The 19,794-nt window shown below is 52.0% G+C and carries 14 protein-coding genes; 4 read left to right on the top strand and 10 right to left on the bottom strand.

Annotated elements, in window-relative coordinates; genetic code table 11:
* The first annotated feature begins 13 nt into the window (after positions 1–13).
* Together IX84_RS10430 and IX84_RS10425 are read left to right on the top strand one after the other, a co-directional pair.
* On the top strand, positions 14–1,441 hold the full coding sequence (locus tag IX84_RS10430; RefSeq protein WP_044219714.1) for an L-serine ammonia-lyase: 1,428 nt from the start codon (positions 14–16) through the stop codon (positions 1,439–1,441).
* Positions 1,442–1,520: 79 nt separating this feature from the next.
* Positions 1,521–2,123 carry a bifunctional nuclease family protein gene (locus tag IX84_RS10425; protein WP_044219712.1) on the top strand — a complete coding sequence of 201 codons (603 nt, stop codon included), beginning with the start codon at positions 1,521–1,523 and terminating at the stop codon, positions 2,121–2,123.
* Here the strand turns inward: IX84_RS10425 and pdeM are convergent.
* From pdeM to IX84_RS10400, 5 genes are all read right to left on the bottom strand, one after another.
* Positions 2,120–2,794 (bottom strand): ligase-associated DNA damage response endonuclease PdeM, encoded by a 675-nt coding sequence (gene pdeM / locus IX84_RS10420; RefSeq protein ID WP_044219709.1) that lies wholly within the window; start codon positions 2,792–2,794, stop codon positions 2,120–2,122. The two genes, IX84_RS10425 and pdeM, sit on opposite strands and share 4 nt — an antisense overlap.
* Before the next feature lie 6 nt (positions 2,795–2,800).
* Positions 2,801–4,051: an alpha/beta hydrolase gene (locus IX84_RS10415; RefSeq protein WP_044219707.1), complete on the bottom strand. Its 1,251-nt coding sequence runs from the start codon at positions 4,049–4,051 to the stop codon at positions 2,801–2,803.
* 185 nt (positions 4,052–4,236) lie between these two features.
* Positions 4,237–6,690 (bottom strand): ligase-associated DNA damage response DEXH box helicase, encoded by a 2,454-nt coding sequence (locus IX84_RS10410; RefSeq protein ID WP_044219831.1) that lies wholly within the window; start codon positions 6,688–6,690, stop codon positions 4,237–4,239.
* 51 nt (positions 6,691–6,741) lie between these two features.
* Positions 6,742–8,232 carry a Na+/H+ antiporter NhaC family protein gene (locus IX84_RS10405; protein WP_044219705.1) on the bottom strand — a complete coding sequence of 497 codons (1,491 nt, stop codon included), beginning with the start codon at positions 8,230–8,232 and terminating at the stop codon, positions 6,742–6,744.
* A 40-nt stretch (positions 8,233–8,272) separates the two neighbouring features.
* Positions 8,273–9,556, bottom strand: a complete 1,284-nt coding sequence (locus tag IX84_RS10400; protein WP_044219828.1) for a D-alanyl-D-alanine carboxypeptidase/D-alanyl-D-alanine-endopeptidase — start codon at positions 9,554–9,556, stop codon at positions 8,273–8,275.
* Between the two features lie 112 nt (positions 9,557–9,668).
* Between IX84_RS10400 and IX84_RS10395 the strand changes: the two genes are divergently transcribed.
* Complete coding sequence (locus IX84_RS10395; RefSeq protein ID WP_052515925.1) at positions 9,669–11,567, top strand: serine hydrolase domain-containing protein; 1,899 nt, start codon at positions 9,669–9,671, stop codon at positions 11,565–11,567.
* A gap of 79 nt (positions 11,568–11,646) precedes the next feature.
* Here IX84_RS10395 and odhB read toward each other — a convergent pair whose 3' ends face one another.
* Complete coding sequence (gene odhB / locus IX84_RS10390) at positions 11,647–12,942, bottom strand: 2-oxoglutarate dehydrogenase complex dihydrolipoyllysine-residue succinyltransferase (RefSeq protein WP_044219703.1); 1,296 nt, start codon at positions 12,940–12,942, stop codon at positions 11,647–11,649.
* Between the two features lie 185 nt (positions 12,943–13,127).
* Positions 13,128–14,057 carry an SdiA-regulated domain-containing protein gene (locus IX84_RS10385; protein ID WP_044219700.1) on the bottom strand — a complete coding sequence of 310 codons (930 nt, stop codon included), beginning with the start codon at positions 14,055–14,057 and terminating at the stop codon, positions 13,128–13,130.
* Between the two features lie 198 nt (positions 14,058–14,255).
* Between IX84_RS10385 and IX84_RS10380 the strand changes: the two genes are divergently transcribed.
* Complete coding sequence (locus IX84_RS10380) at positions 14,256–15,584, top strand: hypothetical protein (protein WP_044219697.1); 1,329 nt, start codon at positions 14,256–14,258, stop codon at positions 15,582–15,584.
* 214 nt (positions 15,585–15,798) lie between these two features.
* On the opposite strand, the gene gyrB is transcribed toward IX84_RS10380, so the two are convergent.
* The 3 genes from gyrB to IX84_RS10365 all read right to left on the bottom strand — a co-directional run bounded on the left by gyrB (position 15,799) and on the right by IX84_RS10365 (position 19,793).
* Positions 15,799–17,760, bottom strand: a complete 1,962-nt coding sequence (gyrB, locus tag IX84_RS10375) for a DNA topoisomerase (ATP-hydrolyzing) subunit B (protein WP_044219823.1) — start codon at positions 17,758–17,760, stop codon at positions 15,799–15,801.
* Between the two features lie 146 nt (positions 17,761–17,906).
* On the bottom strand, positions 17,907–19,091 hold the full coding sequence (locus IX84_RS10370) for a TonB-dependent receptor (RefSeq protein WP_052515923.1): 1,185 nt from the start codon (positions 19,089–19,091) through the stop codon (positions 17,907–17,909).
* An 18-nt stretch (positions 19,092–19,109) separates the two neighbouring features.
* On the bottom strand, positions 19,110–19,793 hold the full coding sequence (locus IX84_RS10365) for an ABC transporter ATP-binding protein (protein WP_044219695.1): 684 nt from the start codon (positions 19,791–19,793) through the stop codon (positions 19,110–19,112).
* Position 19,794: the final 1 nt, after the last annotated feature.

Below are 19,794 nucleotides of genomic sequence, written 5' to 3'. Positions count from 1 at the left end.
CCAAACCAAAACCATGGAAGCAATCAGCGTATTTGATATGCTTAAAATAGGGGTGGGCCCATCCAGCTCGCACACTTTGGGGCCCTGGCGCGCAGCGGAGCGCTTTTGCAAGTCTCTACATCAGCAAAATCTATTACCCCGTACCGCCAAAGTAGAATGTCACCTTTACGGCTCTCTGGCACTTACAGGCCGGGGGCATGGCACAGATATTGCCGTCATGTTGGGCCTTAGTGGAAAAGACCCCGTCACCATCCCCATCCCTGAAGTCAAATCTGAACCGAACCGTATTCATGCCGAACACCTGCTTTACTTAGATGGGCAGCACCTCATTGCCTTTAATCCCGACCAGCATATCATCTTCCATTATTCAGAACGCCTGACGGAACACGCCAACGGTATGACCCTCATTGCCTTCTCAGAGCAGGACGAGATCACCCTTGAGGAGACCTATTTCTCTGTGGGTGGCGGCTTTGTGGTTAAAGCAGGTGAAACGATAGAAGCCGATACTGTCAAACTGCCCCACCCTATAAATTCCGCACGGGAGCTAAGCCGGTATTGCGTAAGTCATGACGTGGGTATCTGGCAGGTTGTCCTTGAGAACGAAAAGACCTGGAGGGAGGAGGCGCAAATCAAGGCAGAACTGTTGAAAATATGGGGCGTCATGCGCAATTGCGTTTATCGGGGGTGCCATGAAGAAGGGATACTGCCCGGCGGACTCGAAGTAACCCGGCGCGCGCCCGCCCTTTTTCAGAAACTGGTTCTCCCCTGCGAATACAGCAACGCTGATGAGTGGCTGAAATGCCTGATACAGTGTGATTTTAAGTTCTCCAAAATCCTAAAATGGATAGGCTGTTTTGCCATGGCAGTCAATGAAGAAAACGCCAGCTTCAGCCGCATCGTCACCGCGCCTACTAACGGTGCCGCAGGGGTTATCCCGGCAGTACTCATGTACTACGTTTGCTTTTCTGAAAAGGAGAACGTGACCGATGAAGATATCGTCCGCTTTCTGCTCGTGGCCGGAGAGATTGGCAGCCTATTCAAAAAAGGAGCAACCATTTCGGCAGCCATGGGCGGTTGCCAGGCTGAAATCGGAGTGTCTTCCGCAATGGCGGCAGCAGCGCTGACAGAAGGGCTAGGCGGCACCGTAGCTCAGGCCCTGATGGCCGCAGAAATCGCTATGGAACACCACCTCGGCCTCACCTGCGACCCTATCGGCGGGCTCGTGCAAATCCCATGCATAGAGCGCAACAGTATGGGAGCTATCAAGGCAATCACTGCCGCAAATATTGCTCTTGAAAGCGACCCGGAAAAAGCCAAAGTCCACCTTGATGAATGCATCAAAACAATGTGGGAGACCGCTCAGGATATGAACCACAAGTATAAGGAAACGTCACAGGGCGGACTGGCCGTGAATATTTCGATCAAAGTGCCGGAGTGTTAAACCTACTAATTGACCGAATGTGCAACAAACCGCCGCCCTGACTGTATAGATAAGTACTACATCAGAAAAGCGCATACCCATGGATAAAATACCACTCCGAATATTAGGTCAGGCAAAAAGTGACTCTACCCCTGAGCACTTCATCATCATTCTGGAAGATAGCAGAGAATCCCGGCGGCTCCCTATCGTTATCGGCCCTTATGAGGCTCAGGCTATCGCCATAGGGCTGGAAGGCATCAGTGTAGGCCGGCCGATGACGCACGACCTCCTGAAAAACACCATTGCCGCTTTCCAGGGAGCAATCAAAGAGGTGGTCATTGACCGGATAGAAGAGGGCGTGTTCCACGCAAGGCTTCAGTGCGAAGATGCCTCCCGTAAGCAATTTTCCATTGATGCACGTTCTTCCGATGCCATCGCCATGGCTGTCCGCTTCGATTGTCCGATATACACCTATGAGCCTGTACTTTCTGAAGCCGCCTTGCCAGCAGAGGATACCGAAATCATTTACGAAGGTGATGCCCCAGAGCCGAAATCCGCTCCTGCTCAACCCGACCCCGACAAGCCCCTGCATGAGTATCCCAGGAAGGAACTAGAAACTTTTCTTGAACGAGCCCTCGAACGGGAAGACTACGAAAGTGCTGCCAAACTAAGGGACGCAATTAACAATAAATTAAACAATTAAAACACCTGGACTACACGCTCCTCTGCCAATACATATACTTGGTCACCAACCTTAGGCTTGATCACTGCTGTACCGGTAAACGCGCCAAAGGCTGGCAGCAACACCTGTTGCGCACCAAACCAAAAACAGGGCAACCTCATACGTTGCCGCCCCATACCTTCTAATACAACTCCCGGATGTATATGCCCTGCAAGGTTGCAGTAGCCTTCCGGCACCTCTTCCATAGGGTGGTGCGACAGTAGAAAGGGCCCCACCGCATAAGGCTCCTCATGCACTTTCAGGCGCGCCGCCTGATAGGATTCTGGGGTAAGGATGTCATGATTGCCAACGACCAGCTCAAAACTAATATGATCAAACTGATGAGCCATGGCTACCAACTCTTCCCAATCCGAATTGTAGTCACTGTGAAAAAGATCACCCAAAAACAGAATTCTATCTGGCTGAAAATCCCACAATAAACTGATGAGCCGGTCCCAATTTTCCTGCCCTACTGATTCCGGAACGGCAATCCCCGCTTTCCTGAAGTGCTGCGCTTTGCCCAGGTGCAGGTCAGCGATCAACAGAGCGGTTTCCTCTTCCCAGTACAACGCACGAAAAGGGTGCAGCCAGAAGTGCTGCCCCTTTATTTCATGCAATTGGATCCCCTTGATTTGGCTCAGCTCGTTGTTCATCGTGGCTTACTGAATCACAATACGTTGCCTTACCGCAGCGCCTTTGTTATCAGAAGGGCGCAGCTCAATTACATATATGCCTCCTGGTAATGCAGGTAAATCGATCAATTCCGTAGTACCTGCAGTAACAACCTGCTCTGCTACTGACACACCACTTATACTAAACAACCGAAATTGCACCGGCCCGGAATGCCCTTCCACCATCAGTCGGAGTGGCTGTTGCGCGGGGAGCGGATTGGGAAAAGCACGGACGCTAAAAGAGGGCTCCAGGGTTTTTGCATCTGAGATTTCACCACAAATCTGATCAGCCAAAAACATAGCTGTTGCGGCTTCCACCTCTGCCTCATACTGGTCAGCGTTATCCCCAAAATAACTGACGTGACCATTGCCAGGATAAGTAATCAGGCGGCTTTCCACGCCCACCGCTTCTGCCTGTTGGTCCATGCTGAAGCTGCCTTCCAAATAAACCAGTACGATCGGGCCTGCGAAAACCAGACCATTCCCGTACACTACTATGCCATCGCCCTCATCGTGTACGCTGAATTGTGGTGGGTCATCCGCATCTATAAAGCTGGCATCCTTCAGGGCACCGGAATAATTGACCAATCCTGCTACAGAAGAACTATACTGATAATTATCGCTGCTATTGCCTTCAATGCCCCCGTTATTCGCAATGATGTTCTGAAGGTAGTTTGGGATATCGTCGGTCTCGTCCAAATGGGCAACATGAGCAGCGGTGATAGCCCCCGCAGAGATACCACCGGCAAAAATCAGATTGGTGTCCACCCGGAACTGATTCGAGGTCGCCGCATCCTCCCGGAGGTGCCGGATGGCCGCTTTCATATCCCCAATCGCCTTGACCACCACATCGTGCATTTGATTGGAATCCACAGGAATAATGGCGTCAAAGAGACGGTAGTCAATCGTAGCTGCGACATACCCTTTACGAGCCAGCGACCGGCATAATCCATCAAGGTCTTCCCGCTGACCAAAAACAAATGCGCCTCCGAAGGCCATAACCACCGTGGGACGAACAGATGCGGTATCTCCTTCCGGCTCGTACACGTCCATAAATAAATCCTGTACGTTGCCGCCTATCGTGGTGTTGGAGCCAAACTGAACGCCCGTTGTCACGGTTACCCCGTCAAATACATCCTGCCGGTAGCGCTCGCCATCGCAGCTGGAGTAGTCTTGTGAAAAAAGAAGCGTAGCGCCGGTCAGAACCAGCATCCAAGTGAGTAGAAGTCTTTCCTGCATGTCGTTTGTATTTAGTAGGCTAATCTATCAAACTGATTAACAGCTGATTAAAAAGTTTAAAATCCAGGTGCAAAAAAATGCTCAGGCCTGAAAATATTTCCAATAAGTCGATCTAGTCGCACTAGTTTCCGAAAGGTATCATTTTTGTGCCGCTCCTCAAGGTTGAATTTTGACGCCGGCACGTCTTAATCTTTCACTAATTGCAATTTCATACGCTTTATCCGGTCCTCAAGTTTCTCGCTACTGAGCCTTTCCCTCAGCCGGTCTACGATAATAGGAAAGGCAAACGGGGTAAAACGCCCCGGATGGGTCAGCACAATTTCCTGCTGACTGATACGATGAAGCGCCGCCCGCAACCGGGCTTCTTCCAACTGAAACGCCAGGACCTCCTCATAGGCCTGCATTAGCAGTAAGTTCTCCGGCTCGTAGTCGTTGAAGACCTCAAAAAACAGCTGCGAGCTGGACTGCAGATGCCGCTCTTTCTTTTGTTTGCCCGGGTAGCCTTTGAAAACCAGCCCGGCAATACTGGCAATATCACGGAACCGGCGTTTCGCCATTTCCGCTGCGTTAATGCTGGCTTGTATGTCTTCCCGCAGGTTAGCAGTGCTGAACAATCCGGCGTTAAGCGCCTCCTCAATCGGTATTTCTGTGTCCGACAACAGCTCGAACCCATAATCATTCATAGCAATGGAAAAGCTAATAGGCCTCAGACGTGAAATCCGGTAGGCAATCAATGCCCCCATCCCCTCGTGCACAAAACGCCCCTCATAGGGGTAAACCAACAAGTGGTGCCCTTCCCGGCTGGTAAAGGACTCCATCAGCAACTCCCCCTCTTTCGGCACCCGGGAGCGAGAAGCCTGCGTCTCAATGAGTGGGGTAAGGCTTTGCAACTCAATATCGGTGAGCTCTGCCCGGCTCAACTGCGCCATTTTGAAGCGCAGAGAAGCTGACAATTGGGAAGACAGGGGCAGTTTACCGCCCAGCCAGGCTGGAATTTTTCCTTTCTTCTTGCGGCTCTTTTTGACCTGCACCATCATGTCCTTGATCCTGACCAATTCCAAACTTCGCCCGGCAAACCAAAAGTTGTCACCCGGCTTGAGCTGTGTGACAAACCATTCTTCAATCGTTCCAATAAACTTACCACCCACGTACTTCACCTTCAGAGAAGCATCACTGGTGATGGTGCCTATCTGCAGCCGATGGCGCATGGCGACCCGGCGGCTTTCCACCTTGTACAGCCCGTCCTGAACCTCCACTTTATTGTACTCATCGTAGGCTTGCAGGGCCTGACCTCCCGAACGGATGTAGACCAGGCACCAGGCCCACTCCTCATCGGTAATGCTGGCGTAAGCAAAAGTGCCCCTGACTTCCGGTAAAATTTCCGCCGGGCGAAATCCTTCAGAAACGGCCAGTGTCACCAGGTACTGCACCAGCACATCAAAGGAACGGATGTAAGGCAGGCGGCTTTCCAGCTCTCCATTTGCGATGGCCCGGCGCAATGCAGCCGCTTCGATGAGCTCCAGGGCATGTGTGGGTACAAAGTGAATTTTACTAGTCGCCCCCGGCTGATGCCCGCTTCGGCCGGCACGCTGCATAAACCGTGCCACGCCTTTGGGGCTACCAATCTGTATAATGGTCTCCACCGGGCGAAAATCTACGCCCAGGTCTAAGCTCGATGTGCAGACTACTGCTTTCAACCGGGCTTCGTGTAGCGCATCCTCCACCCAGTCCCGCAGTTCCCGGCTGATGGATCCGTGGTGCATAGCGATGGCGCCGGCCAGCTCAGGCGCTACATCGAGTAGCTTTTGGTACCAAATCTCGCACTGCGCCCGGGTATTCGTAAAAATCAGGGTGCTTTGGCTGCCATTGATAATGGGAATGATCTTTTCCACTAGTTTAATGCCCAAATGCCCCGCCCAGGGAAAGCGGTCCACCTCATCCGGCAGCACGGATTCAATTTCGATGACCTTAGGAATATCTGCCCGGATGACCCGGCATTTTTCAGGGGGTGTATTGCCCATCAGCGCGGCTACCGCTTCTTCCATATTGCCAATTGTAGCAGAAATACCCCAGACTTTCAGGTCAGGCAGAAAGCCTTTGAAGCGGGACAGGGCCAGCTCCATCTGCACGCCACGTTTGGAGCCAATGAGCTCATGCCATTCGTCGACCACCACGGCTTGCAGGCTGCCGAAAAACTTGGGGTAGCCTTTACTAGCCAGCAGTAGGTGCAAGCTCTCCGGAGTGGTGATAAGCACCTGTGGAGGCTTACGCTTTTGCTTTTGCCGGGCGCTCGAACTTGTATCTCCGCTCCGCACAGCAATTTCCCAGTCCAGCCCCAAATCCTGAGCTGCCCGGTTGATGGCCGATTGAATTTCCTTGGTCAGTGCGCGGATAGGGGTAATCCAAATGGCTTGCAGACCCTTCTCGCCATACTGTGGATGCTCAGACTGAGCCCGCAAGCATTCCAGAAGTATGGGAATAGCCATAGAATAGGTCTTCCCGCTACCGGTAGGGGCATTGACTACCCCGCTGTAGCCCCCCAGATAGGCACGCCAAGCCTCCAGCTGAAAGGGGAAAGCTTTCCAGCCTTGCTTTTCAAACCAGTCCTGTCCGGTCTTGATCCAAGGGTCATTTGGCATATCAATAGCATTGCCAAAAGCTAACAGCACGCCGGTAGGATGGTTCTCATTTTATCCGGCCAACCCAATGATAAGGTAAAACAGTGCAGCAATCCCCCCCGCTGTCAGAGCATATGGCAATTGGGTCCGGACGTGGTCAATATGGTCGGTGGCAGAGGCCATGCTTGAAAGTATGGTCGTATCGGAAATCGGTGAGCAGTGGTCCCCAAAGACACCGCCACCCAAAGCTGCGGCTATGGTCATGTACACATCCGCTCCCATACCTTTAGCCATAGGCACTGCAATGGAAATCATGATGGCAAAAGTACCCCAGGATGTCCCCGTGGAGAAGGCAATAAAACAGCTCACCAAAAAAACGATAAAAGGCACAAAATTCGGCGAGAGCCAGGCTTTGGCCACATCTGCTACGTACTGACCCGTGCCCAGCTCTTTACAAACCGCACCTATGGCGAAGGCAAACATCATGAGGAGCGCCAGCGGCATCATGCCGGAAATGCCCTTTAGCGTCAGGTCTATCATCTCCTTCCACTTCATAATACCCTGGAACCGGTAGAGGATCATTGCAAAAAGAGTGGAGACAATTACGGCAATAAGCACTGAAGTAGAGCCAGAACCCTGACCAATGGCGTAGGTTACTTTTTTGAAGAAGGTGGCTTCAGGCATGCGCTCCATGGCACCTGCCCAGCCGGTCACCGAAAGCATAACGGGCATCATAAGCACCATGACCAGAATAGGCAGAACCATATTGTAGGCTTTGGGCTTCACCCCCGGAACAGTCTCCACGTCTGTGAGTTCATCGGAAATCATAGGCTGAGCCCCATCATTGAGCAGTTTGCCTTCCTCCCGCGCCCGGCGTTCCGCTGCCCGCATCGGACCGAAATCCTTTCCGGAAATCACGATTATGAGCACCAAAATGAGCGCCAGAAAGGGGTAAAAATTATACCCCACTGCCCGGATCATCGTAGCGAAAGGATCGGTAAAACCTTCTGCCACCAGCAGCGACATAATAAACGCGCCCCAACCATTGAACGGGATAATGATACTCGAAGGTGCTGAACTGCTATCCGCCACATAGGCCAGTTTTTCCCGGGAAATGCCCAGCTTGTCAAATACCGGGCGGTACAAAGCGCCCACCGTCAGCACGGATATGCTGGATTCCACAAAAATGAGCAAGCCGGTCAGCCAGGCCAGCAGCTGCACGATAATGCGGTTACTCCCGCTCTGCTTTTGTTCGTAGTGATGTAGCAGGCGGTTGACATGCTTAATGAAGCCTTCCACCCCGCCCGAACGCTGAATGAAAATAATCAGTGCGCCAACCAGCGCACAAAACATGATGGTACGGGTATTCCCAGGCTCCTGAAAAACATTGACCAGCGCCTCCACCGTATCGAAGCTGCCCTGTATGGGGTTGAAATCATCTATGATCATCCAACCTAACCAGATCCCAAACAGAAGGGAAACATAGACCTGCCGCGTCGCAATAGCTAACACAATTGCAATCACCGGGGGCAGGAGGGAAAGAAATCCGTAGTCGCTGATCATTTTTAGGGGAAATATACGCCCGTTGCCTGGCTTTAACAAATCAGAAGTTATCACGGATGAACTCCAGCACTTGCTGCATTTCCTTTTTGACGGGGGCAGTGCCCTGCACGTAGTTGTTGTGCATAAAGCTGAAAATGAGCTCCCGGCCAGAGGCGGTCAGCAGATAGCCGCTCAGGCAGTGCTTATTGCTCAGGGTGCCGGTTTTGGCAAATACGTAGGGCTCGCCCTGACGGTTAGCGTAGAGGTCTTCAATGGTGCCGGAGACGCCACCGGCGGGGAATACGCTGTGCCGCCACGTTGCGGGCTTTTCCTGCCGGATAAGATCAAGCACGCCGACCATCGTCCGGGGCGTAAAGAGATTGTACCGGGACAAACCTGAGCCATCGCGCCACAGCAGGCGGTCCGGTAAGCCGGCATAAAGGCTGTCCTGCGCATAGCGTATGGCTTCAGCCGTGCTTTGACTGCCGGATATTTTCTCTGAGCAGGCGAGCAGCAATTGCTCGGCAATGAAGTTGTCACTTTCCTGCATGAGTTTACGGTAAAGCGTATCCGGTACAGCCCGGTAGTGCGTCTTTACGTGCAAGGGCGGCAGATGGGTCAGGTCCAGGCAACCGACCGGTTTGTGGAGGGTGTCGCTCAGCAGTTGGGCAATCAGGGTAGGCGTGACATTAAAGGGGCGCGTACGCTCAAATGGCGGGCCGGATAGTGCCGGGTCATTATACTCAAAGTCGTTGCTATATTCTCTGCGCAATATCCGGGGGTATGTACCGTCCATCCGGGGGTTATAGACCAGCCTTTGCCGGAAGTAGGGGGGATAAGCAGAGATGCCTTCACCGGTTTTGATGCGACTAAAGTAGACCTGATTGCCGTACAACGGGAAAGAAGATTTCTCAGGTTGATAGCTGTACCCGTAATCATCCCAGGCCCAGCCGGGGCCAAAGCGTTCGTCCTTGTAATTATGTGCGCTGAAGAATAACTGGCAGGTCGTGTCCTTTAACAAAGCCAAACCTACCGTATCTCCTGGTAATGCAGGGTGCAGGAACATGGGGTCGCCGGTTCCCCAAATTACCATAGAATCTCCGGTGACGGCATACCGGAAAGCCGGAATGGAGTCTCCCAAAACCCGGAGTGCAGTATAGAGGGTAAAAATTTTAGTATTTGAGGCCGGTGTAAAGTATTTACCAGCATCTTTCTCCATCAGAAAGCGCTCCTGCTCCGGGTCGTAAAGGGCAAAACCAGTAAAGATTTCGCTAAATACCTCCGACTCGTACAGCATGCGGTAAAGAATATCCAGGCTTTTGTCTTCCTGCTCTGGCTGAGCCATAAGGGTAGCGGATATCAAAAGGAAAAATATGGGTAAGCATCGCTTCATGGGAATTGGAGTTCAGATGTGTACTTTTGTTGCAGCACATTAATATGACAAAATATAAACTTAAATGCAACGGGTACTTCTACTTGCTTTTCTTTTTTCGGCCCTGCCCCTGCTCCTGACCGGGCAGCCTTCTGAGGACCTCAAAGCCAGCCTATCCTTCAAAAGGGCAGAACAGGCCACCACCGTCTTAATCAATCAGGACGAACTGCTGCCCCTGAAACGGCTGGATACTCTACGTATTGCTCACATCAGCTTCGGGCAGTTGCAAACCGGCCCCTTCCTCGAAACCCTGAACAAATACGCGCCGGTAACGCACGTCAATACGCCTTTTGATATTACGGAGGAGTGGCTGGCCGAACAGCGCGAAAAATTTAACCTGTTTATTTTGGAACTGGAAGACATCCCTGTTGCCGGACAGGTACCAGCCGTATACAACTACCAGGATTTCATAAAGCCACTCATTGAGCAATTGCCAACACTGGTGTTTATCAACGGCGACGGCAGCGTGCTTCAGGTTATGCCTTTCCTGCGTAAAGCCCACGGCATGCTCATTACGCCCTCTCACGAAGAGATGGGAACCGTGGTGGCAGCCCAGATTGTTTTTGGGGCAGTAGGCGCTCAGGGCAAACTACGGGGCGGCCTTAGGGGCACAGACCTGCGGACCGGCGACGGCTACACTTACCCCGGAGGAGAACACCTCCGATATACCCCTTTCGATTATGCAGACCTGAATCAGGCTTTGCTTGAGGACAGTATTGCGGCTATCGTGGAAGAAGGGATTGCCAAAGGTGCTTACCCGGGGGCTCAGGTCCTCGTAGCCCGGCATGGCAATGTGGTGTACCACAAGGCATTTGGCCACCACACCTTTGAAAACACACAGGCAGTCTCCATAGATGACCTCTACGATCTGGCTTCTGTCACCAAAATATCATCGGCTCTGCCTGCGCTGATGAAGCTGCACGGAGAAGGGCAGTTCCAGCTCAATGCACCGCTCGAAAAGTATATGCCCGAATTTAAAGGCTCCGACAAGGGTGACCTGACTTTCCGGTCCATGCTGGCACACAATGCCCGACTGCGGCCGTGGATTCCGTACTGGAAAGGCACGCTCCGGGGGCATAGCCGTTATCCCTGGCAAAAAAAATGGGACAACGAGCGCGTTAATGACGGGCGATTCCGCTGGTTTACCTTTAAGAAAGACTCCTCGAAGCGATTTCCCATCTACGTGACTGACGATCTGTGGCTGCATCGGAAGTACAAAAAACGCATTTACAAAGCCATTAAAAAGTCGCCTTTGAATGAGGAGCCGGGTTATGTGTATTCCGGGCTGCTGTTTTACCTGTTGCCTGAAATTGTGGCAGACCTGACCTCCACCGCCTATACCGAGTACCTTGACCAGAACTTTTACCACCGGTTGGGTGCGTTTTCTCTGGGTTACCGTCCATTGGAAGAGTACTCTAGGGAACAAATCGTCCCTACGGAGCAGGACACCTTCTTCCGCATGCAGCAACTCCATGGCTATGTGCACGACGAAGGCGCAGCAATGATGGGTGGTATCTCCGCCAATGCCGGGCTGTTTGCCAATGCCGGCGACCTGGCTAAGCTGATGCATCTCTACATGAATAACGGCCGGGCTACAGGCGAACAGCTAATCGACTCTGCCTCCGTGGCGGAATTTACCCGTTGCCAGTACTGCGATGAGGGCAACCGCAGGGGGCTGGGCTTTGACAAGCCTATGATTGAGTACGACTCTACCCGGAGTTATGTGGCAGCATCCGCAAGCCCGGCAAGCTTTGGGCACAGCGGCTATACCGGTACCTTCACTTGGGCAGACCCGGAGAGTGGGCTACTACTGGTCTTCCTGTCCAACCGGGTTTACCCTACCCGGGAGAACCGGAAGCTCTATGAGCTAAACATCCGGCCCCGTTTGCACGAGGTGCTCTATCAGGCGATATTGGAAGATTAAATCCTGATACATTACACACAAAAGCCCCCGCCAACCAATGCTGACGGGGGCTTTCTTTTATACCGGTAAGGCAAAGGATCTACAGGTCAAGCAGCATACTTACCGGATCTTCAATGTATTCTTTGACTTTCACCAGGAAGGTCACGGAAGTACTACCGTCAATCACCCGGTGGTCGTAGGACAGGGCCAGGTACATCATCGGGCGGATTTTCACCTCACCGTCAATCGCCATTGGCCGGTTTTTGATGCCGTGCATGCCGAGAATAGCCGACTGCGGCTCATTCAGGATGGGCGTGCTCAGCAGGGAGCCGAAGATGCCGCCGTTGGTGATGGTGAAGGTCCCTCCTGACATTTCCTCAAGGGTGAGTTTGCCGTCACGGGCTTTGATTGCCAGTTCCTTAATTTTGTACTCAATTTCTGCAAAGGATAGCGACTCCACATTGTGTACCGGAGGCACTACCAGGCCATTCGGTGTAGAGACCGCGATGGACACGTCAGCGTAGTCATGGTACACCAGATTGTCCCCGTCTAGTTTGGCGTTCACATCAGGCATTTCCATGAGTGCCTTGGCACAAGCTTTCGCGAAAAGCGACATAAAGCCCAATTTGATGCCGTACTTCTCGACGAAGCGTTCCTGGTACGTTTTACGCAGCTTCATCACCTCGGTAAGGTCCACCTCATTGAAGGTGGTGAGCATAGCCGTTTCGTTCTTCGCACTGACGAGGCGCTTGGCAATGGTGCGGCGCATACGGCTCATCTTCTTTGAGGAAGTCTCCCGACTGAAGTTTTCGCTGGAAGAGAAGACAACCTGCTTAGCAGGTGCTTCCTTTGCCGGAGCCTCTTTGGCCGGTGCCGGGCTGGGTGCCGGTGCCTGCTTTTTAGCTTCCACGGCTTTTTGAGCATCATCTTTAGTGATGCGGCCGTCCTTGCCCGTACCTTTGACCGCCTGCGGGTCAATATCGTTTTCCTTCAAAATTTTAGCAGCAGCCGGAGACGGATGACCGGCAGCGTAGCTGTCTTCGCTTTCAGAGGCTTCTGCCGTGGCAGGCTCTTTCGTTTCTTCCTTTTCAGGAGCCGGTTCTTCCTTAGCAGGTGCATTGCCCTTTGGCGCATCTCCACCACCACTTTCTTTACTGACGCTTGTGTCGATTTTGGCTACAAGTGCACCAATTTCCAGGTCATCGTCTTCCGCCGCTACGTGGATCAGCTTACCGGAAGCTTCTGCCGGGAACTCCAGCGTGGCTTTGTCCGATTCAAATTCGCAAATGGGTTGGTCGAGTTCGACATAGTCGCCGTCCGCAATTAGCCATTGGGAAAGGGTCACTTCCGTGACGGATTCTCCGATGGTTGGGACTTTCATTTCTACTACGCTCATAAGGGCAGTGGGTATATTGGGTTATGAAAGAGTTTTGCCTTCGTGCTGCCGAAAAGCACCACAATAATCAGGTAAATACAGCACTTAAACAAGCTCAACGCGCCTTTTCTGGCCTTGACTTATATAGTTTGCTATATATTTGGGAACAACACCCTGAACCGACAAGAGGTTCTTGGGCCAGGCCGCTAATTCCGTGGTTTTAAATTGAACCGGTAGAATTTGGGTGTGCCGCCTTTGCCTTCATTAGACAGGTAGAGCCCGCCATTGGGGTCAAAGCAGAGGCCCTCAGGTTGTGGGTGTACTTTTTTGCTGAGCTTCTCAATGTGCAAAATCCGCCCGGAGCGGTCGAGCACTAAAAGCATCTTACCAACCGAAGAGGTAATGTACAGATGCCCGGTCAGTGGGTGAATCGCAATAGCAGAAGGACTGAACCCAAAGGCTTCACCGGGGTCAAAAAACTCCATCAGCTTTTCCAGTTTCCGAATGGCCGGGGCCTGATCGAGGTAGTGCCGCACGGAGTCCGCATCCACAAAATAGACCGGTTGTTCCTGTAGTACTTTTTCCTTCAGATCAAAGGCATATATCCCTTTCTTGTGGGGGTACTCCACCTCATGCCCGGCCTGTGCCTTGCAGGCCAGCAAAAGGCGGTTGTTGGCTTTATCATAAGCCAGCCCCTCGACATCGTTATCATCATTGAGGAAAAAGTTGTATTTCTCCACGGTTTGATTGGCTTTCGCCGGATTCATTACCTCATAAATGGTCCCCGTACTTTTAACGACATAAATGGTATTGCCCACCCATTCCACGCCTTCGTAATCGCCGTCTTTCCAAAACTTTGCCTCCCTTGTGACCTCCCCATTGTAAGGATTGATAAAAAAGAGGATGCCCTCTTCGTCTTGTACGGCTACGAGCTCCTCTCCGTCTTCTGAAATACCGAGCCCGGAAATTTCCTCCAGTTCATTAGGCAGTTTAAAAGCCTCGTCCGGATCATCAAGCCGGTAGTCAAAAGAAAAATCCGGAGCCAGCGTGAGGCCTGTAGCCTGATCAGCAGCCTTGTCATTGGCGGGTTGGCAACTCAGGAGTGTCATGACGAGTCCATAAAGTATGGGCAGCATAAAGTTGTTTTTTTGGGTCATGTGGTTGATTCTACCTTGTAAAGTAGCCGTTAGTAAAGGATATAGTAGGATTGCACGCTTGCTAACGGTTTTGAAAACGCAAAAACCTTTGTATTTTACGCCTGATAATGCAGCTTTTTCTTCAAAAAGCCAAATATCTCTAAAATCTGTATTTAATCAACCCCAAATTACGCGCTCATGTTTTTCAAATATTTCGTTTGCCTTGCACTTCTGGCCTGCACGTCTGCACTATTGGCGCAGAATGACCTTTATGATCTTAGCCAGTACAAAGCCCGCTATGAACGGCGGCCCGGGCTTTCACTTGATAGCCGTGCTTCAATAATTGGCTTCTATGACAGAACCAGAAGGCCAAATAACGATTTTGGTATCCTTTCATGGGGGAATGGATTTCTCAACCGCCTTACGGATACGGTCATAGCGACGAATTCGATCCGGTCAACGCTTAGCCTTAATGTAGATTCCAGAAACAATTCCTCGCCCGTTCAGCTTCCTTCAACAGAAACCACTTACAGTTTGGAAGTCGATTTATCCATGAGCCGGCTTTTCTATAAACCTGGCAGCAATAAATTTTGGGGATGGAGTGGAGGGCTCGATGCTACGCAACAGGGCAATAATACACCCGATGATTTCGCTGCGTCGAGACTATCATTGACGCCTTCCCTTTTCAGAGGCATGGGTCGGATTGAATTTGCAGAGGACGCACTGCTGGCTACGTGGATCATGCAGGATTTAAAAGCCGCAGGGGTCGTTAATACCTATGCCAGTGAAAATATTGACCAACTAGCCCAAACAATTACTGATATTATTGGCAACCGGGTCTTTGATTTCCGCCGACGCCGAATTTATGAGCTTAAGCAACTTAATCAAACGCTCCTGGAATCGGGCCTTATTGAGACAGAAAGCTTCGACCTTTTTGCCATTCTCAATGATAACTGGGCATTTGCCAACCGGGCCACATTGAGACATGGCTCGCAGTTCACCTACGGTATTCAGGGCGCCGCAATGGGACAACTACTAAGAGATGATGAACTCAACAACATCAGAAGGGTGGATCTTTCGGGCGGTGCATTTCTGGAATATGAACGGCACCGTATTGTTCCACAAAACAATGGCAGCCACGGCTTCGGGGGGAGGCTGGATATTCTGCATATATTTGAGGGGACACAGGTGATCGATAACGATTTTGATATCGACAGAGAATGGTGGCAAGCTTATTTTTCTTTATTTTACCGACGGGTGTGGCTGCCCAACTCCCGCTCCCAATTGATTTTGACTAATCAACTCCTCATCAATGAGTGGCTTTCCTCCAGCGTTGGGCCCAACCCAGGTACCAGCACTCAATTCAACAGCTCCAGGCTCCGCTCTACCTTGTCTATAAATTATTTCCTGAATTATAATTGGACCATGACCTTGCTAGCGAATTTGACTGCCAATCATAGTCAAAACCCCAACCGATGGACCTTGTCACATAATATCTCCTTGCGTACTACCTACTTTATCTTTTAACCGCTTTCTATACATTCCTGCTGATAGTACCCTGAAGCCTTCCTTTCAATTGGCCAAAATTTGAAAAGGCACTGTGTGGAATGGCGGCCTCAAGTCTTCTTCCGGGATCAATTCCAAAAGCAAGTCCCCCACTCCTGAAAAATAACTGCCAGCTCCAAGACACAAAGTCTCGGAACCGGCAGTTATTATTGTACGCTTTTGTAAAAGAGATAGCTTACACGTCTACGTTAGCGTATTTCGCATTAGCCTCGATGAAGGCGCGGCGCGGCGGTACCTCATCCCCCATCAGCATGGAGAAAATATCATTGGCGACCTGCGCATCGTCAATAGAGACTTGCTGCAGGATACGGGTATCCGGGTCCATCGTGGTTTCCCAGAGCTGCTCCGCATTCATCTCGCCAAGACCCTTGTAGCGCTGTACTTTTACGCCACTGTCATTCTCTCCTTTGCCGTAAGCCGCAACGGCTTCCTTACGCTCGTCTTCTGTCCAGCAATAGCGGAACTGCTTGCCTTTCTTCACGAGGTAAAGCGGTGGTGTGGCGATATAGATATTGCCATTTTCCACCAATGGGCGCATGTAGCGGAAGAAGAAAGTCAGAATTAAGGTTACAATGTGACTACCATCCACGTCGGCATCACACATGATAATGATCTTATGGTAGCGCAACTTTTCCATGTTCAGTTTACGCTCCCCATCTTCGGCTTCCTCAATAGAGACGCCTAGAGCCGTAAACATATTCTTGATTTCCTCGTTCTCGTAAATCTTGTGCTCCATGGCTTTCTCCACATTGAGGATTTTACCCCGTAGTGGCAGGATAGCCTGGAACCGGCGGTCACGGCCCTGCTTGGCTGTTCCACCTGCCGAGTCACCCTCTACCAGGAAGAGCTCGGACTCATCCGGGTTGCGGGAAGAACAGTCCGCCAGCTTGCCCGGCAGGCCGCTACCCGTTAGCACGTTCTTGCGCTGTACCATTTCGCGGGCTTTGCGGGCCGCGTGGCGGGCAGTGGCTGCCAAAATGACCTTATCAACGATCTTCCTGGCCGCCTGCGGGTGCTCTTCCAGGTAATGGCCCAGCACTTCGCCCACACAGCGGGAAACGATACCGGTCACCTCAGAGTTGCCCAGCTCACCTTTGGTCTGCCCCTTAAACTGTGGCTCCGGCACTTTCACCGACACGACAGCAGTCAGACCTTCCCGGAAGTCTTCCCCGGAAATGGCAAACTTCAGCTTTTTAAACATCCCGTTATCTTCACCGTACTGCTTGAACAGGCGGTTGACGGCGCGGCGGAAGCCATTGACATGGGTACCGCCCTCCCGGGTGTTGATATTATTGACATAGGAATAAATGGTCTCCGTGAAAGACGTGTTGTAGTGCAGTGCGACTTCCACCTCAACGTTCTCCTCCTTGCCAATCACATGGATAGGCGCATCAATGAGCGCCGTACGGGATTTGTCCAGGCTTTTGACAAACTCTTTCAGACCGCCTTCCGAATAGAAAGTCTCAACAGGGTGTGCACCTTTCTCGTTGGTCACGCGCTCATCCATAAGGGTAAGCGTGAGACCACTATTGAGGTAGGAAAGCTCCCGCATCCGGTTGGCCAGTATATCGTAGCTGTACTCCAGCATACTGAAAATCTCCGGGTCAGGCTTGAAAGTGATAAACGTTCCATTTCGGTCTGTGGTACCGATCTCAGCTACATCGCCCTGCGGCTTCCCTTTTTTGTAATGCTGCTCATAGACTTTCCCGTCACGGTGAACTTCCGCGCGAAGGTCCATGGATAAGGCATTCACACAAGATACCCCCACCCCGTGCAAACCACCGGAAACTTTATAAGTATCCTTATCAAATTTACCACCAGCGTGCAGGACCGTCATGACCACCTCCAGTGCTGATTTCTTCAGCTTGGTGTGCATATCTACCGGAATACCCCGGCCATCGTCCTTTACCGTGATGGAATTGTCTTTGTGTATGATCGTTTCAATGCGATTGCAGTAGCCAGCCAGGTGCTCATCGATGGAGTTGTCAATAACCTCCCAGACCAGGTGATGAAGCCCTTTGGTGTCGGTACTTCCGATGTACATACCCGGGCGTTTGCGCACCGCCTCCAATCCTTCCAGTGCCGTGATATTCGAGGCACCGTACTCCCCGTTTTGGGGCTTTTTTTGTTCACTCATATTTTCTGTGCTCATCCTGCAAAAATACGCAAATTTTGCCGTTTTTTCTAATGCAGGAATGCCTTACACCGCCTTTTTAAGCCCACTTAACGCTTTCTTATGAGAATGGCCCTGCGCGCGCCTGAGAACGCGCTGCTGCGGAGCCCTTAGAAACTCCATTTCAAGCGAAAGAACACGGCCTGAAGCGGGCTCCTGTACCCTTCTGCCTCCTGATCGAAAGCCAATTGCCCGATCAGGTCGAGGTCCCAGTTGGCCCGTATGGAATAAGTCAGTGTGGGATTGACAAAAAGGGCGTGCACTTGCACCGGGCTGTAGATGACCGCAGCACCGGCGTTAAAAAGAGGCGTTACCGGGTAGGTGGCTTGCGCAAAAAGAGCATGCCGGTAGGGGTACAAATTTCGGGCAGAAAGCTCAAAGGCGAAGAGCCCGGTGATGCTGTTGCGGATGCCGCCTTCACTGTTGTACAGGTAGCCCAGGCTGGCATACAAAGAATTGGAAAAGGAGTAATCCAGCCCCAGCGTAGCGGCAAAAGCCGGATCGTCATCCGAATCCTGCACTGGCAAAAAGTAGGTGAATTCCCCTTTTAGGCCTGCATCGCCCAGATTGCCGGCCCAGCCACCGCCCAATGCCCAATCGCCCCGGGTGTAACCTGCCAGCACCTGGAAATCGTAAGACCATTTATTGAACCGCCAAAGCCCGGCCATCGTCGCTTCATCAATATCATCAAACATGCTAACGGCCAACTCCACACTCGATGCGAAGCCGGTATAGTACTTCACCCGAAGAGCATCGCTGCCGGGCCGCTCTTCATAGTCGAAGTCGGTAAAGGCAAAGGCATTAAAAATATCGTTGGGGTTCCAAACCGTACTGATGCCCCAGTTGATGCGCTGCCGCCCCAACCGTACTTCCAGCTTGTCGTTGACGTACTCCAGGTACAGGCGGTCTAGCATGGTATGCATCACCCAGGCCCGCTCGTTGAGGATGACGTGGGACAGGTCGAAGTAGTCATTGTTAACATCGTCTACCTGATCGCCGTAGCCGGGACTGGCCTGCACAAAACTGCCGTAGAAAACCCGGGTCCGCAGGTCAGCCCGCACCGTCCAGTTATCATCCGGGTACCAACGGAAGTTGAGGCGGTTGTGGATGAGGTTGTCCTGAAAGAAAGTATCTACCAGCTTGCCCTGCGACAAATCCGGATAGGCGTCATTGAAAAACAGCAGGGTCTGCATATTTTTCAGGTAGCCGTTGACGGTCCAGTTGCGGGGCTCGTCTTGTGCCTGCAGTGGGGCCAGGCTCATGCCAAGCACCATCAGTAGCAGTATACGTTTCATGGTATAAGCAGTTTTCGGTTACCGGCGTAAATCTTCATCCACCTTTCCATCCACCAGTGTAACCACCCGCCGGGCACGGTCGATGACACGCTGATCGTGGGTAGAGAAGACGAAGGTGACGCCCTCTTCCTGATTCAGGCGCGCCATGATGTCCAGCAGGTTGGCCGTTGACTCAGAATCGAGGTTTGCCGTGGGCTCATCGGCGAGGATAAAGGTGGGCTTGGGCGCTAAGGCCCGGGCCACAGCCACCCGCTGCTGCTGCCCGCCGGAGAGCTCAGCTGGGCGTTTGTGCACTTTGTCTTCCAGCCCTACCGCTTTCAGAAGCTCATCAGCGCGGGCGTGCCGCTCGGCTTTGGAACGGTTTTGCAGCAGCATCACAAACTCCACATTCTCCCGGGCGGTCAGCACTGGAATGAGGTTGTAGGCCTGAAAGACGAAGCCAATATGTTCCTTACGGAAGTCGATCAGGGCATTGTCCGACATTTGGGAGATATCCTCTCCTCCTACCTCCACGTATCCGGCAGTGGGGCGGTCCAGCCCGCCGATGATGTTCAGCAGGGTAGTTTTGCCAGAGCCCGACGGCCCGACAATAGCCGTAAATTCACCGGCTTCGATTTCAAGATCGACGCCTTTGAGGGCCTTGACCGGTATTTTATCAGGGTTGTAGACTTTTTCAACGCCTTTGGTGGTGATGACAGCCATG

Origin of the sequence: Phaeodactylibacter xiamenensis, from assembly GCF_000759025.1 — a bacterium.
Lineage (GTDB): Bacteria > Bacteroidota > Bacteroidia > Chitinophagales > Saprospiraceae > Phaeodactylibacter > Phaeodactylibacter xiamenensis.
Note: the sequence above shows the minus strand (reverse complement) of the source record. Positions and strands in the feature narration are given on the sequence as shown.

Excerpts from the sequence above, each read along its gene's own strand:
- IX84_RS10430 (WP_044219714.1), top strand. The coding sequence starts at position 14 with ATGGAAGCAATCAGCGTATTTGATATGCTTAAAATAGGGGTGGGCCCA.
- IX84_RS10380 (WP_044219697.1), top strand. The coding sequence starts at position 14,256 with ATGTTTTTCAAATATTTCGTTTGCCTTGCACTTCTGGCCTGCACGTCT.
- IX84_RS10405 (WP_044219705.1), bottom strand. The coding sequence starts at position 8,232 with ATGATCAGCGACTACGGATTTCTTTCCCTCCTGCCCCCGGTGATTGCA.
- IX84_RS10415 (WP_044219707.1), bottom strand. The coding sequence starts at position 4,051 with ATGCAGGAAAGACTTCTACTCACTTGGATGCTGGTTCTGACCGGCGCT.
- IX84_RS10385 (WP_044219700.1), bottom strand. The coding sequence starts at position 14,057 with ATGCTGCCCATACTTTATGGACTCGTCATGACACTCCTGAGTTGCCAA.
- pdeM (WP_044219709.1), bottom strand. The coding sequence starts at position 2,794 with ATGAACAACGAGCTGAGCCAAATCAAGGGGATCCAATTGCATGAAATA.
- IX84_RS10395 (WP_052515925.1), top strand. The coding sequence starts at position 9,669 with ATGCAACGGGTACTTCTACTTGCTTTTCTTTTTTCGGCCCTGCCCCTG.
- IX84_RS10365 (WP_044219695.1), bottom strand. The coding sequence starts at position 19,793 with ATGGCTGTCATCACCACCAAAGGCGTTGAAAAAGTCTACAACCCTGAT.
- IX84_RS10425 (WP_044219712.1), top strand. The coding sequence starts at position 1,521 with ATGGATAAAATACCACTCCGAATATTAGGTCAGGCAAAAAGTGACTCT.
- odhB (WP_044219703.1), bottom strand. The coding sequence starts at position 12,942 with ATGAGCGTAGTAGAAATGAAAGTCCCAACCATCGGAGAATCCGTCACG.
- gyrB (WP_044219823.1), bottom strand. The coding sequence starts at position 17,760 with ATGAGTGAACAAAAAAAGCCCCAAAACGGGGAGTACGGTGCCTCGAAT.
- IX84_RS10400 (WP_044219828.1), bottom strand. The coding sequence starts at position 9,556 with ATGGCTCAGCCAGAGCAGGAAGACAAAAGCCTGGATATTCTTTACCGC.
- IX84_RS10370 (WP_052515923.1), bottom strand. The coding sequence starts at position 19,091 with ATGAAACGTATACTGCTACTGATGGTGCTTGGCATGAGCCTGGCCCCA.
- IX84_RS10410 (WP_044219831.1), bottom strand. The coding sequence starts at position 6,690 with ATGCCAAATGACCCTTGGATCAAGACCGGACAGGACTGGTTTGAAAAG.